This is a genomic window from Vibrio sp. 2033 (assembly GCF_033339735.1).
The window spans coordinates 134,086-148,972 of sequence record NZ_JAWOVC010000014.1 but is presented as its reverse complement, the minus strand read 5'-3'; the positions used below and the strand labels follow the sequence as shown (position 1 = coordinate 148,972).

The 14,887-nt window shown below is 40.8% G+C and carries 19 protein-coding genes and 1 pseudogene; all 20 read left to right on the top strand.

The window, feature by feature from the left end; all coding sequences use genetic code 11:
- On the top strand, positions 1-704 hold a 704-nt coding region (locus R7P74_RS17605), incomplete at its 5' end, for an IS3 family transposase (protein WP_318123018.1).
- Between the two features lie 51 nt (positions 705-755).
- On the top strand, positions 756-1,217 hold the full coding sequence (locus tag R7P74_RS17600; protein ID WP_225473984.1) for a DUF6985 domain-containing protein: 462 nt from the start codon (positions 756-758) through the stop codon (positions 1,215-1,217).
- 141 nt (positions 1,218-1,358) lie between these two features.
- A complete protein-coding gene (locus tag R7P74_RS17595; RefSeq protein WP_225473987.1) occupies positions 1,359-1,754 on the top strand; it encodes a hypothetical protein in 396 nt (131 codons plus the stop codon).
- Between the two features lie 149 nt (positions 1,755-1,903).
- A complete protein-coding gene (locus R7P74_RS17590) occupies positions 1,904-2,467 on the top strand; it encodes a hypothetical protein (RefSeq protein WP_225473990.1) in 564 nt (187 codons plus the stop codon).
- A gap of 696 nt (positions 2,468-3,163) precedes the next feature.
- Positions 3,164-3,769, top strand: a complete 606-nt coding sequence (locus R7P74_RS17585; RefSeq protein WP_213867171.1) for a hypothetical protein — start codon at positions 3,164-3,166, stop codon at positions 3,767-3,769.
- Between the two features lie 144 nt (positions 3,770-3,913).
- Positions 3,914-4,435 (top strand): annotated as a pseudogene (locus R7P74_RS17580) (GNAT family N-acetyltransferase).
- 104 nt (positions 4,436-4,539) lie between these two features.
- The gene (locus tag R7P74_RS17575) at positions 4,540-4,941 is read left to right on the top strand and encodes a putative signal transducing protein (protein ID WP_005377076.1); all 402 of its coding nucleotides are present in this window, start codon (positions 4,540-4,542) and stop codon (positions 4,939-4,941) included.
- Between the two features lie 143 nt (positions 4,942-5,084).
- Positions 5,085-5,693 (top strand): pyridoxamine 5'-phosphate oxidase family protein, encoded by a 609-nt coding sequence (locus R7P74_RS17570; RefSeq protein ID WP_005389306.1) that lies wholly within the window; start codon positions 5,085-5,087, stop codon positions 5,691-5,693.
- Positions 5,694-5,987: 294 nt separating this feature from the next.
- Entirely contained in the window at positions 5,988-6,248 is a 261-nt protein-coding gene (locus R7P74_RS17565) for an RDD family protein (RefSeq protein ID WP_373924897.1), read from the top strand.
- Between the two features lie 131 nt (positions 6,249-6,379).
- Positions 6,380-6,943: a sugar O-acetyltransferase gene (locus R7P74_RS17560; protein ID WP_047102727.1), complete on the top strand. Its 564-nt coding sequence runs from the start codon at positions 6,380-6,382 to the stop codon at positions 6,941-6,943.
- Positions 6,944-7,196: 253 nt separating this feature from the next.
- Entirely contained in the window at positions 7,197-7,742 is a 546-nt protein-coding gene (locus tag R7P74_RS17555; protein WP_053350310.1) for a GNAT family N-acetyltransferase, read from the top strand.
- 142 nt (positions 7,743-7,884) lie between these two features.
- Positions 7,885-8,526: an alanine--tRNA ligase-related protein gene (locus tag R7P74_RS17550; protein ID WP_005377082.1), complete on the top strand. Its 642-nt coding sequence runs from the start codon at positions 7,885-7,887 to the stop codon at positions 8,524-8,526.
- A gap of 137 nt (positions 8,527-8,663) precedes the next feature.
- Complete coding sequence (locus tag R7P74_RS17545; protein ID WP_158173947.1) at positions 8,664-8,951, top strand: putative quinol monooxygenase; 288 nt, start codon at positions 8,664-8,666, stop codon at positions 8,949-8,951.
- 143 nt (positions 8,952-9,094) lie between these two features.
- Positions 9,095-9,391 carry an antibiotic biosynthesis monooxygenase family protein gene (locus R7P74_RS17540; RefSeq protein ID WP_031781322.1) on the top strand — a complete coding sequence of 99 codons (297 nt, stop codon included), beginning with the start codon at positions 9,095-9,097 and terminating at the stop codon, positions 9,389-9,391.
- A gap of 81 nt (positions 9,392-9,472) precedes the next feature.
- Complete coding sequence (locus tag R7P74_RS17535) at positions 9,473-10,078, top strand: hypothetical protein (RefSeq protein WP_151514848.1); 606 nt, start codon at positions 9,473-9,475, stop codon at positions 10,076-10,078.
- A 97-nt stretch (positions 10,079-10,175) separates the two neighbouring features.
- On the top strand, positions 10,176-10,529 hold the full coding sequence (locus R7P74_RS17530) for a DUF1428 domain-containing protein (protein ID WP_005387184.1): 354 nt from the start codon (positions 10,176-10,178) through the stop codon (positions 10,527-10,529).
- Positions 10,530-10,658: 129 nt separating this feature from the next.
- Positions 10,659-11,285, top strand: coding sequence for a LysE family translocator (locus R7P74_RS17525; protein WP_151514847.1), 627 nt, complete (start codon positions 10,659-10,661; stop codon positions 11,283-11,285).
- 327 nt (positions 11,286-11,612) lie between these two features.
- Positions 11,613-12,239, top strand: a complete 627-nt coding sequence (locus R7P74_RS17520) for a LysE family translocator (protein ID WP_033907480.1) — start codon at positions 11,613-11,615, stop codon at positions 12,237-12,239.
- A 169-nt stretch (positions 12,240-12,408) separates the two neighbouring features.
- Positions 12,409-12,873 carry a DUF2846 domain-containing protein gene (locus R7P74_RS17515; protein ID WP_005377099.1) on the top strand — a complete coding sequence of 155 codons (465 nt, stop codon included), beginning with the start codon at positions 12,409-12,411 and terminating at the stop codon, positions 12,871-12,873.
- A gap of 287 nt (positions 12,874-13,160) precedes the next feature.
- Complete coding sequence (locus R7P74_RS17510) at positions 13,161-14,867, top strand: autotransporter assembly complex protein TamA (protein WP_225473992.1); 1,707 nt, start codon at positions 13,161-13,163, stop codon at positions 14,865-14,867.
- Positions 14,868-14,887: the final 20 nt, after the last annotated feature.

Sequence of the window (14,887 nt, the reverse complement as noted above, 5' to 3'; positions counted from 1 at the left end):
TCGTCATGTGTACCTTTGCCCAATATCGGGCACGTTACGGCTCAGTGCGAATAGCAGAAGAGCTAAACGAAGCAGGCCATGCCTGCTGCGTGAATTATGTCGCTGATATCATGAAGGAAAAAGGTATCAGGGCACGTAATGGCAAAGGGTTTAAATACAGCAAGGATGTAGCTGCGATGACGAATGTTGCCGACAATTTACTGCGTAGAGACTTTGAGTCCGAGACACCAAATCAGAAGTGGGTTACGGACATTACGTATATCTGGGTGAAGAGCCGTTGGCTCTTCTTAGCGACAGTGATGGACTTGCATTCAAGACGCATTGTGGGTTGGTCGCTTGGGACAACGATGACCGTCGAGCTAATCACTAACGCTCTAAAAATGGCGTTTGAGTCACGTAAGCCGCCTAAGGGCGTCATTATCCACTCAGACCGTGGTGTACAATACAGAGCCTACAAATATCAAGACTTCATGCGCAAGCATGGAGGTGTACCGAGCATGAGTCGGCAGGGTAACTGCTGGGATAATGCGGTGATGGAGTCGTTCTACAGTCGACTGAAAGTCGAACTGATATACGCAGAAGACTATCAAACTGTCGAAGAAGCCCGAATGGGCATCTTCGAATACATCGAGGTATTTTACAATCGCAGAAGAAGACACTCAGCGTTGGGGCACGTCAGCCCAGTTGAGTACGAAAGTATGTAGTTATGTACTGTCTACTTTTTGTGGGGTACACCAGCAAAGGAAGAAAACACAATGAAACTTATAAAGAATGTTGAAATAAGTGAATGTGAAATCGAAGGTGAAGTGTATTTTCGAATGTTCGGTCAGTACATCGCTTTATCCGCTGAAACTGATGACCTTCATTTTGCAGAAATGTGTGCGAATTACTTGGATGGGTTACAAGCCGAGATAGTCGATGAACTTTGTAGAGCATCTATCAGCTATTGTAATAGTTACCTAGAAGCAATAGGTGAACCACTCAAATCATTCTCTAGTCCACACGAAGTTCTCAAACTAATATATCCAAGCGTGTTGTTGGTTCCTTACTCAGAAGTCGGTGAGCCAGTAATTCACATGGAACTTAACTGTGAGTGGGAACCTGAGCATGGTATGGAGTGGATAATTAGAAACGATAAAGTACTATATGTGGGCGCTTTCAACGGTGAAGACCCTGGGTCTAACTTCGACGTAAAAGCCCCGTGGAATTATGCCTAATAAATTGTTTAAGAGTGATTCGGCACGCGTGGCATTTTTTTACTATGCGTTAGTTTTTGTGTTTAAGGTGGTATGCGGAAGCTTTGGTATTGCGCGCCTCACACCTTAACAAGGCGTTAGGCTATTGAGGAGAATTTGAGCTTGAAAACAGTTTGCGTAGCTCTAAGTATGTTGCTTATTTCATCGCTTGCATATGCAGCAGTCTTTCCTGGTTTTCAGGGGCATTATGAGCGGTATAACAATGATCAATTGGATACTGACACTGCCTTTATTGACTTAACTAAGGTGGGTTCGAACACATACGAACTATCTGGTACATCAGTTTGGGTAGGTGACTCTTCTTCTGGCCTTGTAAATTTTGGAGAAATCGACGGAGTTGTAACGTTAAAAGGTTATCAAATAGACTATGACGTTGACGGCTTTACTCTCCAAGTTTTATTAGATCAAGATACCCTCGTAGTTAGCAAAGACAACGGTTGTGGTGGGCTACATGTCACTTTCAATGGGACGTACGTGAGAATCTCAGAGGGTCAATAGCCTAACAAACTGTTCAAGAGGGATTCGCAACGCTTGGCATTTTCACTATGCGTTGGTTTTAGTGTTTAAGGCGGTATGCGGCGGCTCTTGTATTGCGTTGCTCACCCCTTAACAGGGCGTTATGTAATTCAAGTAGTAAGGAGTATCTAATGAGTATCAAAAACGAATTAATAGAGCACTTTGAGGGATTAATGTTGCCTGAGAATTTGTTGCCACTGATTAGTTTTGATGATGAAGTCGCATCAGATGCGTACTTTTCAGAAGGGTTTGAGTTTTCAATCGATCAAGAGAAACTGGGTTTAAAAACGTACTCGGAGAGTAAAGAGTTTCTCAACTCTATTTATGAATTTGCAAGTGCAGATGCAAGTGGATCTTCCTATGGTTTTTGGCTAAAAGACGGTAATAGAAACTTAGAAAATGCGCCAATAGTTGCTTTTGGTAGTGAAGGTGGTTACCACGTAGTAGCTCGTAATTTTAATGAATTACTTCAAATATTAACGTTTGATTGTGAGCCCATGATTGAATGGGATAGCGTGTGCTACTATCGAGATCCCGATGACTATGAGCCTAGTGAACATAGTGGAGAATATTGCACTTGGTTAAAAGTTCGTGGTATCGAGCAAACCGAAGATGCTGATGAAATTGTTAAAGAGGCTCAGCAAGAGTATCAAGAGTCATTCAGTAATTGGTTTTCAAAGTTTTATAGGGAGTAAGTTCGGCTTTGTCGCCGTCACATAACAAACTGTTTAAGAGGGATTCGCAACGCGTGGCATTTTCACAATGCGTTAGTTTAAGTGATTAAGGTGGTATGCGGCGGCTTTGGTATTGCGTTACTCACCCCTTAATAGGGCGTTTGTACGGGGTTGAAATCAAAGGTCATCAGTTTTGGTGTTTATCTGTTTCGGCGCTCGTCTTTACACCTTACAGTTTGTACCTTTCATGTTCTTTCCGGTGGCACTATATGCGGAGTGTTCGCTTTGATTTCTCCGTTTACGGTTTCTAACTCTTAGCCTATTTCTTTGGCGCTTCTTCATTTTCGTGGTGGCTTTTGAGAGAACCTTGATTATTTTTGGTGTGGCTGTTGAAGTACGAGGAAAGAATCCTTTTCTAATTTGAAGCCAGTGAAAGTAGGGCTGTTCAGTGCGTTTTTCTTCTAGCCAACTCACGTTTCTCAATGGCGGTAAAGTTTTGTAGCTGCCCGTCTCACTTCAGTGTTCAAAGCCTTTCATATCATGCCAGTTTTCAATATCTTGGAGCGCATAAATAGAAGTAGCGCATGTACTAACAAATTGCTTAAGAGTGATTCGTAACGCGTGGCATTTTTACTTTGCGGTGGCTTATGTGATTAAGGCGCTGTGCGGTAGCTTTTGTATTGCGTTACTCACACCTTAGCAAGGCGTTAGAATAAATTGGAAGCTTCAGAGATGATATCTAAATATAAGTCGTTCGAACCAAAAATAATTCCTTCAAGTGCTCTCACTAAGTTAGGTTTATCAAGCGTTTTAGATGTGCCAATTCAACCGGAGTCGTTCTCTCAATTGAATTATTGCTATAACAATGTTCAAAAGCATTTAGAAAACAATGCTGGCACGATGGTGTTTGGCTGGGTAACTTCAGTCTGGGGTAATCTTGTTCTAAGACTAACTGCACACGTAGTTGTTCAGAAGCCCGACGGAAAATTAGTCTGTGTATCGCCATCGGCGTTAAATGCGAAAAAAGTAAAGTTCATACCAGACCCTGAAATCTCCGTTCTCATCAAAAATGGTCGTATGCCGATAAAGCATATGGCAATAAAAGAACATGAGCTTGTTCAACAAGTTTTAGACATTGAGGCAGAATTTGAGGCTTTGCATCTTTCAGGTGCTGGAGCAATAACGGCGCAAGTAGCTAACGAGTTCGACTTTAGACGTGCTCTAGCGTATTCAAAGCTTGAAAAACTAGTGCGAGAAGTAACTTCAAAAAATGATCTGTGCTTTTGCGGTTCAACTAAACAGCGGAAAAAGTGCTGTAAATAAATTTATTCTAACAAACTGTTCAATAGCGATTCGCAACGCGTGGCATTTTAACTGTGCGTTGAGCTCAGTGATTAAATCGGTATGCGGAAGGTTCGGTATTGCGTTGCTCAACTCCAAAAGGTCATTAATACTCAAAGGTCAAATATGGATATTTACCCAGAAATCGAGTTATCTAAAGCACAGCATAATGCAATTGAAGCTCTTAGAAACCAGTCGTTTCCTGAACATTAAGTTACTCGCTCTTACTATAAGCAACTCCCGCATATGAGAGTTCTGAATTACGAAGGTGATCAGTTAGTTGGTTACATGGGATTAGACTACAGAGTTGTTCGCGTTGGTGATGAAATTTATAAAGTATTAGGTGTGAGTGACTTTTGTGTCGAGAGCACAGTTCAAAGACAAGGTATTGGCACAAAAATGTTGTCTCAACTCAGCGAGTATGCGTCCACTAAAGATGTCGACTTCATCATTTTAGTCTCCGATTTGGAGCGTTTTTATGTGGCTAATGGTTATATGCGCCTTAACTCTCTAAGTTCTTGGTTGCGAGTTCACGAACATAAAAATTACGGTGTCGCTGTAGAGCAACTAGATGATTTATATGTTAAACCTATCAGCGGTAAAACTTGGGCTGTTGGTCATATAGATTGGTTAGGGTATATGTATTAGTCTGTAGTGGGCTAATAAATTGTTAAAAAAGAAATACTACACGTGGCATTTTCAATTAGCGTTTCTTATGCCTTACGTGCGCGTTTTCCCACAAGGAGTAATATGTGATTGTAGTAGCAAGGTTTTCTTTTCCTCATGAAGCTCATATTGCGAGAGCAAGCCTAGATAGTGTCGGAATAGAAAGTTACATCGCTGACGAGCACACGGTAAATACTCAGTGGCTTTATTCAAATGCAATAGGCGGCGTCCGTCTGATGGTGGCCGAAAGTGATGCAGAAGATGCGAAACAAATACTTAGTAGCGATTTCTCAGAATCATTGGGAAATGAAGTTGACGTTGATGAAGAAAAAGACGTTTGCCCTAAATGTGGTAGTAAAGATCTATTTGCATTTACAAAAGGTAAACGCCCAGCTTTCTTAGTTTTTATTTTACTGGGTTTTCCACTGTTTTTTTACAAGCATGGTTATAAGTGTAAGCAGTGTGGGGAGTTTAGTGAAAAACTTTAAATCTTTAGATAACAAGGCATTAAAGAGATAATTTGTACTCGTAGTATTTTTACGATGAGTTATGTCGAGTGCCTATACAAGAAGTCAGAGTTACTGCTTGCTTACAAGCAAAGCATTATACGATAGTGAAGGAATAACATTGAATGAGTGAAATTAAAACAATAGAGCAGTTAAAAGAAATTTACGCAGAGCCAAGTGCGAGAGCTAAAAATAAAGCTCTGCCTGTGCTGGATGTTCATGCGATTACATTAATTAATAACTGCCATTTTGCAGTTCTAAGTACCGCTGATTCACAAGGGTATATCGATCTTTCTCCTAAAGGAGGGGAGCCTGGCTTCGTAAAAGTTTTAGATGAATCAACATTGCTGCTCCCTGATAGCTCGGGGAACAATCGTATCGATAGTCTAAAAAATATCATTAGTAACCCCAAGGTAGGGTTGTTATTGATGGTAAACGGTATTGATGAAGTGCTCCGTATTAAAGGAATCGCAAGTATTCACACCGACGCCAACTTGATATCTGCTTGCCCCGATGGAAGTAAAGATCCTAAGGTTGTTATCAAAATAGTCATAGAGAGTATGTACTTTCATTGTGCGAAAGCGGTGATGAGAGGGAAACTTTGGTCTGATGACTATAAAGTAAATCGCTCAATTCTCCCTTCATTAGCTCAAATCTTTAAAGATCAACAAAAGTTAGAAAGTAAAGCGCTTAATCAAGAAGAGATGTTGAAATATTACCAATCTAGCCTTTAGAACAAGCGTGGTAATATATTGAAAAGATAGAAAAATCAGGTTCGACCTTGCTTTACGGAAGTATGGATTAGGTTTAGTGGGGATGTTACTGTCTCAATAGCGTTAGTTCACAAATAAACAATTGTTAGTCCAAATTTTAAAATGAAAAATGCAGGAAAATTTACTCTAGAAAATTACGTTTTGGCTAGTCCGGGAGTTAGGTGTGTTGGACAAATGATTGATCTTTTTGTCAGTTTTAGCATTTTTACTCTCGTTTTATAGGTCGGCTTAGAAATCGGTATTGAAAAAGAGCTTGTGCGCGCTACAGCAGTAACTGCGACTGTATCGTATTACCTTTTTTCTGATTGTTTACCAAATGGTCAAAGTGTGGGTAAAAAACTTTTGGGCATTGCAGTTATAAGTGCAAGAACGGGTAAAAAGTGCAATATTTTTCAGTCGCTCTTTCGAAATGTTATTACTCCATTCTTCGGTTTTATTGACTCAATTTTCATTCTTGGTAAAAAGAGGCAACGTCTCGGTGATAAGTTAGTGAGAACGGTGGTGGTAGTGCACTAAATTGATAGCGCTGAGGACTAGGGTTCAAGTCGGGCTTTGTTTTCGTGGTGGGACAGCCTCGCTTAGGTGGTAGCGTTACTCACATACTGAATGTAGCGTTGTAAGAAAATTGGTATTGGAGTCCAAGTTTTATGTCAGAAAAAGAGAAAATGTTAGCAGGTGAGCTTTATGACCCAAGTGATGAAGAGTTATTAAAGTTAAGGTTGAGCGCTAGGTTACTAACTGAAAAATTGAATGCCACGTCTGTTGAGCATAAACAAAAGCGAGTTCAAATAACTAAGCGCTTGTTTGGCACAACAGGTGACGATATTCATGTTGAATCTTCTTTCAATTGCGACTACGGATCCAACATTCACGTTGGAGATAATTTTTACGCTAATTTTGGTTGTGTGATTTTGGATGTTGCGGAAGTTAAGTTTGGTGATAACTGTTTACTTGGGCCTCAAGTTGGCATTTATACTGCGACTCATCCCTTAGATCCTATCGAGAGGAACAGTGGTTTAGAGCTAGCAAAGCCCATAAACATTGGTGACAATTGTTGGATAGGTGGCCATGCCGTAATCAACCCTGGCGTAACACTTGGGAACAACGTGGTGGTAGCCTCTGGCGCAGTCGTTACAAAGAGTTTTAGAGACAATGTCGTTGTTGGTGGCAACCCAGCCAGAGTACTGAAGGAAATCGTCACTAAGCGATAATAAAGTATATGGACTATTTTGAGCCTGAGTTTAGGACTTATGATCAACTCACCCCAAGCTTTGATGCGTTCAACGGTTACTTGTTGACGCACTTGAATGTCTAAAATTTGCTTCAATATAGAGTCGTTACACGTGGCGCTTTTACCGTGCGTTGAGCTTGTTTAAAAGTCTCATACGAAATCATTTGTATTACGTGTCTCACACTTTTATTGGATTTTCGTCACCAATAACGAACCAAAAGGCTGACCCCAAAATGTTAGTAACAAAGATTGAAACGGAACGATTAATTCTAAGAGAGCTAGTTGAAGATGATGCAAGCGAATTGTTTGACATCTTCTCAGACCATGAGGTCATGAAATATTGGAACTCTGGCCCTTGGGTTTCAATTGAAGAAGCGCGGACATTTATAGCCAAGAGTACACAGGCCATGAATAGGAATACAGAAGTGACACTAGGCATCTTCCTAAAGAGCAATGGCCAACTTCTGGGTAAGATAATGCTGTTTAATCACGTGAAAGAGTCTAGGCGCGCAGAAATTGGCTTTGGCGTGAGTCGTCATTTCTGGGGTAAAGGCATTGTATTAGAGGCGGGAACTGCATTAATCGAACACGCATTCAAAACACTGAATCTACGTCGAATCGAGGCTGAGATAGATCCAGACAATGCTTCTTCAGGTAAAGTCTTGGAACGGTTAGGTTTTATAAAGGAAGGTTTCCTTAGGCAGCGTTGGGAAGTGAATGGAGTAGTCTCAGATTCAGCAATTTACGGGTTGTTAGCTAAACCCCTGGACAGCGTTTAGTACCCAGCCTTAAAAGCATCTAATAGATCTAGCCTGCTCGTACTCAATACACAGCCTTACACTTGACGGCGAGGTTTCTTGAATTGACTTGGTGGTCAGTGAATGTACTATCACGGATAGGACTTACTGCAAGGATAGCAGCATGAGCGAGAAATTATTTTGGGTTAATCCCTACCAAACAGAACTTAACTCAAGAGTGACCAATGTAGACGGAAATAAGGTTGAATTGGACCAGACTATCTTCTTTGCAGAGTCTGGAGGCCAAGAGAGTGATAAAGGAACGATTAATGGTATTCCGGTTTTGATTGCTCAAAAGTTAGGTGTTCGACTTATTTACACATTGGAATCCTCTCCAAATTTTACTCTTGGTGACATTGTAACTACGAATATTGATTGGAAGCGTAGATATGCCTTAATGAAGCTACACTTTGCGGCTGAAGTGGTGCTCGAGATGTTTTATCAGCGTCGGGAAGGCATTGTTAAGATAGGCGCGCATATTTCTGAAAATAAGAGTCGCATAGATTTCGAGTGGTCTGAAAGTATTGGCCCGCTATTGAAAGAAATTGAAACTGATGTGCAAGATTTGATTAACTCTGATTCAGTTATTATTAGTGACTTTTCCGATCAAGAGAGTGAAAGAAGGTATTGGAGAGTGGATGGGTTTGCGCAAGTGCCTTGCGGTGGCACTCACTTAAAGCGCACATCAGAAGTCGGCCAAATTCAATTAAAACGCAAGAACATCGGTAAAGGCAAAGAAAGGGTAGAGATAACCTTATGCTCGTAAGTCGATAGGGCATTAGAAATAGATTCCTAACACGTGGCATTTAATTCATGGTGAGATTCACATTTGCGATATGAAGGTTGAGATTGAGGGCGTGTTGGCTACTTCTGAACGAAAGGTTACAGGGGTGAGAGGATGATATGTCGAAAGTAACATTGAAAGGCTTTATTTTAGTTCCGGAAAAGGATTTAGAATTAGTAAAACATGAGTTAATAATTCACAAAAGGCTCACGTTAGAAGAGTCGGGCTGCCTTACTTTTCTTGTGACTCAAAGCTCGACTAATCCGTTTCGTTTTGATGTCTATGAGGAGTTCGTCGACAAAGCCTCTTTTAAACAACATCAGGAAAGAGTTCAAGCCTCACATTGGGGAAAAGTAACAGCCAATGTTAAACGGCAATACGAAATCTTTGAATGTGTGCATGACTAATCGAATCGGAGTGATTTAGAGCGTTTACGCTTTGTTTTTTAGATTGCTCTACGCTCTACTATGTTGCTTTATTCATCTATTAACCTGGCTTAGTGTTCTTAATGCTTTGCCGTATTAAATCTAGAAATTTTAATGGAAGTGTTATGTTTAGAGTTGTGTATGAATGGCGTGTGCCAAGTGAAAAAATGGATGAGTTTCAAAATATATGGCGTTCGACGACAGATTCAATTCATGAGTCAGTAGATGGGGCGCTTGGTAGTTTTATGCTTCGTTCTTACGATGTACCGGAAAAGGTTTTAACTATTGCCAAGTGGCGAACACGTGAAGACTGGGAGCGGTTTTGGGGAACTAGTAACCCAGAAAAAATGAAGAAGATGAGTGAAATTGCAGAGCGTATTTCAGTTGAACCATTCGATGAAATTGAAGATAGAACTAAGTAGGGCAATAGAAACGTTAAAGTGATGCCTAATGAACAGTTTGGCGGATAATATGAAAGACAGCCTTAACCAAGGAATAGGGTTATGCAGATTTTAATCGTTGGAGGTAGTAAGGGGCTAGGAAGGTTCTTGGCTACGAACTTACAGGGTACAGAAATTTATGCGATTTCTAGATCAAAGCTAGTTGAGGAGGGAGTCGCTTCTGTTTGTATTGACGTTGATCCCGATAAAAAACCAGATTACACGTGCTTCAAAGGTGTAGAGTTTGACATCATAGTTTATTTGGCGTCGATGTGGGGAGAGTCTTCAGAATTGACAACAAACGAACTGATTGAGTTTATGAATGTTGGCCCGATTGGGTATCTTAATTTAGTCAATGAGCTTAACGCTTTAGGTTCACTTAACGATAAATGCAATATTGTATCTATTGGCTCTACAGCAGAGCTTTCAGAAAGTAGTGAATACCCTGCATTCGCCCTCAGTAAAAGATTACTCAAAGATATTTCTAGCCAGCTGCAAAACGTTTATCGTGATTACCGCTTTACTCATTTTACAATAGGTGGGATCGGGCATGCTGAAGAGGAACGTATTGAGTATTCGAGTGTTTTGGAGATTATAAATATGCTAACTAAGCTTGATCCAAACACATACCTTTCAAATATGTATATAAAGTCCAAGCTAGGAATGTAGCTCTCAAGCTGTATTACGTACCTGCTCCTATGGTTTGGCATCATGTGCATTCTTTTTATTGAGCTATGGTTATAACTCCAATGAAAGGAGTTTACTTATGTCATACATTGATGGTTTTGTCGCTGCAGTACCGACAGCGAATAAAGAAAAGTATATCGCACACGCAAAAATAGCAGCAGAAATGTTCAGGGAGTTTGGGGCCTTAAAGGTTGTTGAGACGTGGGGGAGTGAAGTACCAGATGGTGAGATCACATCATTTCCCATGGCAGTTAACGCTGAAAGCAACGAAACCGTTGTGTTTTCGTGGGTAGTCTGGCCTTCAAAAGAAGTTCGAGACTCAGGGTGGCTGCGGATTATGGGTGATCCTCGAATGAGTCCAGATAATAACCCAATGCCCTTTGATGGAAAGCGTCTCATTTATGGCGGATTTGATGTTATTTTGGAGCAGTAAAATACCAAAGAATCTCAACTCGATTCGTGACACTTGGTGTTTTAATCAGTATTACGCTTCTGATGTACGTTCAATAGAGTATTCCGCGATAAGTGTTGATAAAACTCCATTTGGAGGCTTAGAGTAAAAATGGAAGAGATAAATTATTCACTGATTGTCGTATCAGCTATCGCTGCCATCGCTAGCCCCGGACCTGCGACTCTTGCGATAGCAGGCACGTCAATGAACCACGGTCGACGCTTTGGTGGGTATTTGGCTGCAGGTGTTTTAACGGGGTCTTTATTTTGGTCAACCTCAGCCGCTTTTGGTCTCGCAACCATACTCTATAGCAATGTTTGGCTTTTTGAAATTCTTAGATATTGTGGGGCATTTTATCTTTTATATTTGGCTTTAAAGTCCGTACATTCTGCCTGCAACATCGAGCAGCTAAAGTTACCCAAAACATACGTAACGACAAAGAAGGGTAACTACTTAACCGGAGTGTTAATTCACTTAACTAACCCAAAGGCTATTCTGTTTTTCGGTGCGCTTTATTCGATAGGGGTTCCTCCTACGGCCAGTCCGTTGGAATTGTTGTCGGTCATTTTTGTTGTAGGGCTGGTTAGTGCTTTGGTTTTCTTTGGCTATGCTTTTCTTTTCGCGTATAAAAAGGTCAGGCAAACCTATCTCAGATCCAAAGCAGTTTTTGAAGGCGTGTTCGCGTTATTTTTTGGTGCGGCAAGTATTAAGTTGCTGCTTAGTGAGGCAGGAAAATGAAGCACAAAAGGCTTGAAGAAATAAGAATAGATAATCTATCTGATTTGACGGTCTATTAAGTATACTAAGTAGCCGATTTGTTAACTTCCATAAGAGCTGCTGGCTAGAAAAAGCTTACAACCAAACGATGCTAAATATTATCATTCAAAGGGCTAACAAAGGCCCATAATTTAATTCGTATCACTGTTCATGATTGTGCTCTTCGCGCAGTGCTGTAGTATTAGTAACGTGTTGTTAATACTAAATATAACCAATTGAAACCTGGACGTTGCATTACTTGTAGTTCGATGAAATGTTATCCCGCAAGACGTTAATTTGGAGAAAAGAATGGATTCAAACTCACTATTATTATTTGTTGTCGCTTGTCTCGCTATCAACATGATTCCTGGACCTGATGTAATTTATATTGTTTCCAATACAATGAAAGGTAAATTATCTGCTGGGCTGAAAGCGGCTCTGGGGCTTGGTATTGGTTACTTTTTTCATACACTAGCGGCATGTTTAGGTTTGTCAGCAATAATTCTGAGTTCATCTTTGGCTTTTAGCGTTGTTAAATGGTTAGGGGCCGCTTACCTAGTTTATTTAGGTGTTCAGTCATTACTGTCTATGTGGCGTGGAGAAAGTAAAATCGTTGAAAACAAAAATGTTGATAATAATAAAAATGTGTTTGTTCAGGGGGTTATCGTCAGCGTCTTGAATCCAAAAGTAGCGCTATTCTTTCTCTCGTTTCTGCCTCAATTTATTGATACGTCTGCAAGCTCAACATCAATGCAATTATTAGTACTTGGCTTGCTGTTCAGCGTACTTGCGACGACATGTAACGTTTTGTACGCCTCTGTGGGTAATTGGGTATTTAGTCGTCCACACTCTCAGCGTTATTCAAGAACTCTTGAAGGTGTTTCAGGTATTCTACTTATCAGTCTAGCGAGTAAAGTGGCATTTAGTGATCGTTAGATACAGGGCATTTTATTCTCGTGATTATTATATGGCTAAGGTTTGCTCAACCTATACGCTAAATGAGTGCTATTGCATAGGCTGAATCACAAATTTCAAAAATACCAATAAGTGAACGTATTTATTTATAGTATGGTTGGCGCGATTTTATCGTAGCTAGGTTAATAACATGAAAAATAAAGTAATTCTGTGTTCCGCATTCCTTTTGGGTTTGTCAGGTTGTGCTTCTGTTCCTACTGTTGATTCGACAGTATCAAATCAAATGAAATCATTTGAAGCACCTCAAAAGGGGAACGCAGGGATTTACATTTACCGAGAAGATGCTTTTGTCGGAGCAGCGCTTAAAAAGTATGTTTACGTCGATGGGGAATGTATTGGTGAAACCGCTCCTGGTGTATTCTTCTACCATGAGGTCGAAGGCAATAAAGAACATCAAGTAAGTACAGAGTCTGAGTTTTCTGAAAATCACTTAACTATCTTAACGGAAGAGGGCCGTAATTATTTCGTTAATCAATACATTAAAATGGGTGTATTTGTTGGTGGTGCGGGCGTAGAACTCGTAGACGAAAGCAAAGGTAAAGCAGAAGTACTAAAAGTCGACATGGCAGAAAAAGGAAACTGTTCTTCGATCTAGTTTTACTAACAGACGCTTTTTAGATTAAAAAACACATTATCAATGTAACCCAACGCTTGATGAGATCCATTTAGCGTTGGGTTTTGTATTTTTGGCAAACAGTATACCTATTTCAGACCGCATGATTTGCCACCTCCTAGCTTGAGCCCACTTATTGTTCAAAGAATCTACTTGTGAAACGTTAATTCTCGAGAGGATTTCGTAGGGAGCAATCCTACATACGCGATTAACTGATATGTCATTCCATCATTAACCTTGTCGAGTGTATTGCTAAACTAGGTAGCGGTGTGTCTCCTCTCATTAAACAAATAATAGGTATATCAGTTTTAGCTTCTATCCCTTTACATCATGTACTCGGAGCGCAATTTAAAATCAAAGGACTAACGCCAAGATTAGAGAAAAATCTTGAAAATCACCTTACACCACTAACGAAACTCTCTGTTTCAAACATTACCTCAAATCGACTAACGCAGGTGGTTAATAACGCATTAAACCCTTATGGCTACTATCATTCCGAGCTCAGAGTTCAGAGATCCGAGAATGATCTCATCACGCTTGAGGTCGACGCTGGGGAGGTGATGTTGGTGGCAAAATCTAACCTTGCCGTGTCGGGGGAGGCCTGTAACGATCAGGATTTCATCGAACTAATTAATCAAGCTCAACTTAAACAAGGGCAGCCGTTGCTTCATTCTGAGTACGACACGCTAAAACGAAACTTGATTTCATTGGCTCAGCAAAAAGGTTACTTAGATGGACGTTTTATCGAATCGTCTTTGGAAGTCATTCCAAGTTTGAATCAAGCCCATGTGAATCTGCATTTCTCTAGTGGTTCTCGTTACCAATTTGGAGAGCTCTCTGTCCTTACGTCGGGTATCGAAACGGCTCGAATAGAAGCGATGAGAACATTTGAGTGGGGCGACGATTTTGACACTTTGAAATTGAGTCAATATCAGGCCGATCTCTCCAGTACTGATTGGTTTCGCAGTGTGATTGTGAAAGCGGATTTCGAGGAGGTATTCGATGGCTATAAGGTGCCGATAGAAGTACTCGCAGAGCCGAATTCACGCAATATTGTGCAAGTCGGTGGAGGTTATTCGACAGACTTGGGGTTGCGCGCTTCGCTAAACTGGACCAAGCCTTGGTATAACGCACGTGGACACAGTTTTGAGGCACAAGCGTACGCTTCCAAACCGGAACAATCCCTATTACTTGGTTACAAAATTCCCACCCAAAATGTTCTAACGGATTACTACGGGATTCAGTTTGAATCTAAGCATGTCGACTATCGAGACACATCGAGTTTTTCTAATGATTTATCGTTTGAAAAACACTGGCAGTTAGACAGTGATTGGCAAAGCACCATGCACGTTCGTTATTTGCAAGAAAGTTATCAACAAGCGTCGGAGAATAACGAATCACAGTTGTTATTACCTGGGGTGACATTTTCACTGCTTGATCGCAAGAACGATCAATTAGAAGTAAATCACCGTCACGTCTACTCATTGGAATACTCGGACCCCAATTTTTTCTCCGATTCTCGTTTGCTGCGCATTGAAGGCAACAGTGTGCTGTCGTGGGATATTAGTGAAAAACACAAGTTTCACTTTCGTTCCAATGTCGGTATTAATGTCGCTGACACTTTGAGCGATATCCCATCATCATTACGTTTCTTTGCGGGAGGTGACGGCAATCTTCGGGGTTATGGTTATGAGTCTATCTCTCCGAGAGATGAAAATGGCGATTTAACCGGTGCTCGTTACATGTTTACTGCTGGGTTGGAATATCAATATCAGGTCTACCGCCAATTGTGGCTTGGGGCATTTTATGATGTTGGTGATGCCTTCAACGATAGGGTGGATTGGAAAAGCGGTACAGGGTTGAGTTTGATATGGAATTCAAAATACGTGCCTGTCAAAGTGGACTTTGCTTATGGTTTAGATGCCCCACAAGGAGACCAATTCCGCGTTCACTTTTCGCTAGGCACGCAGTTTTAGCGGACATTAAAAAGGCTCTC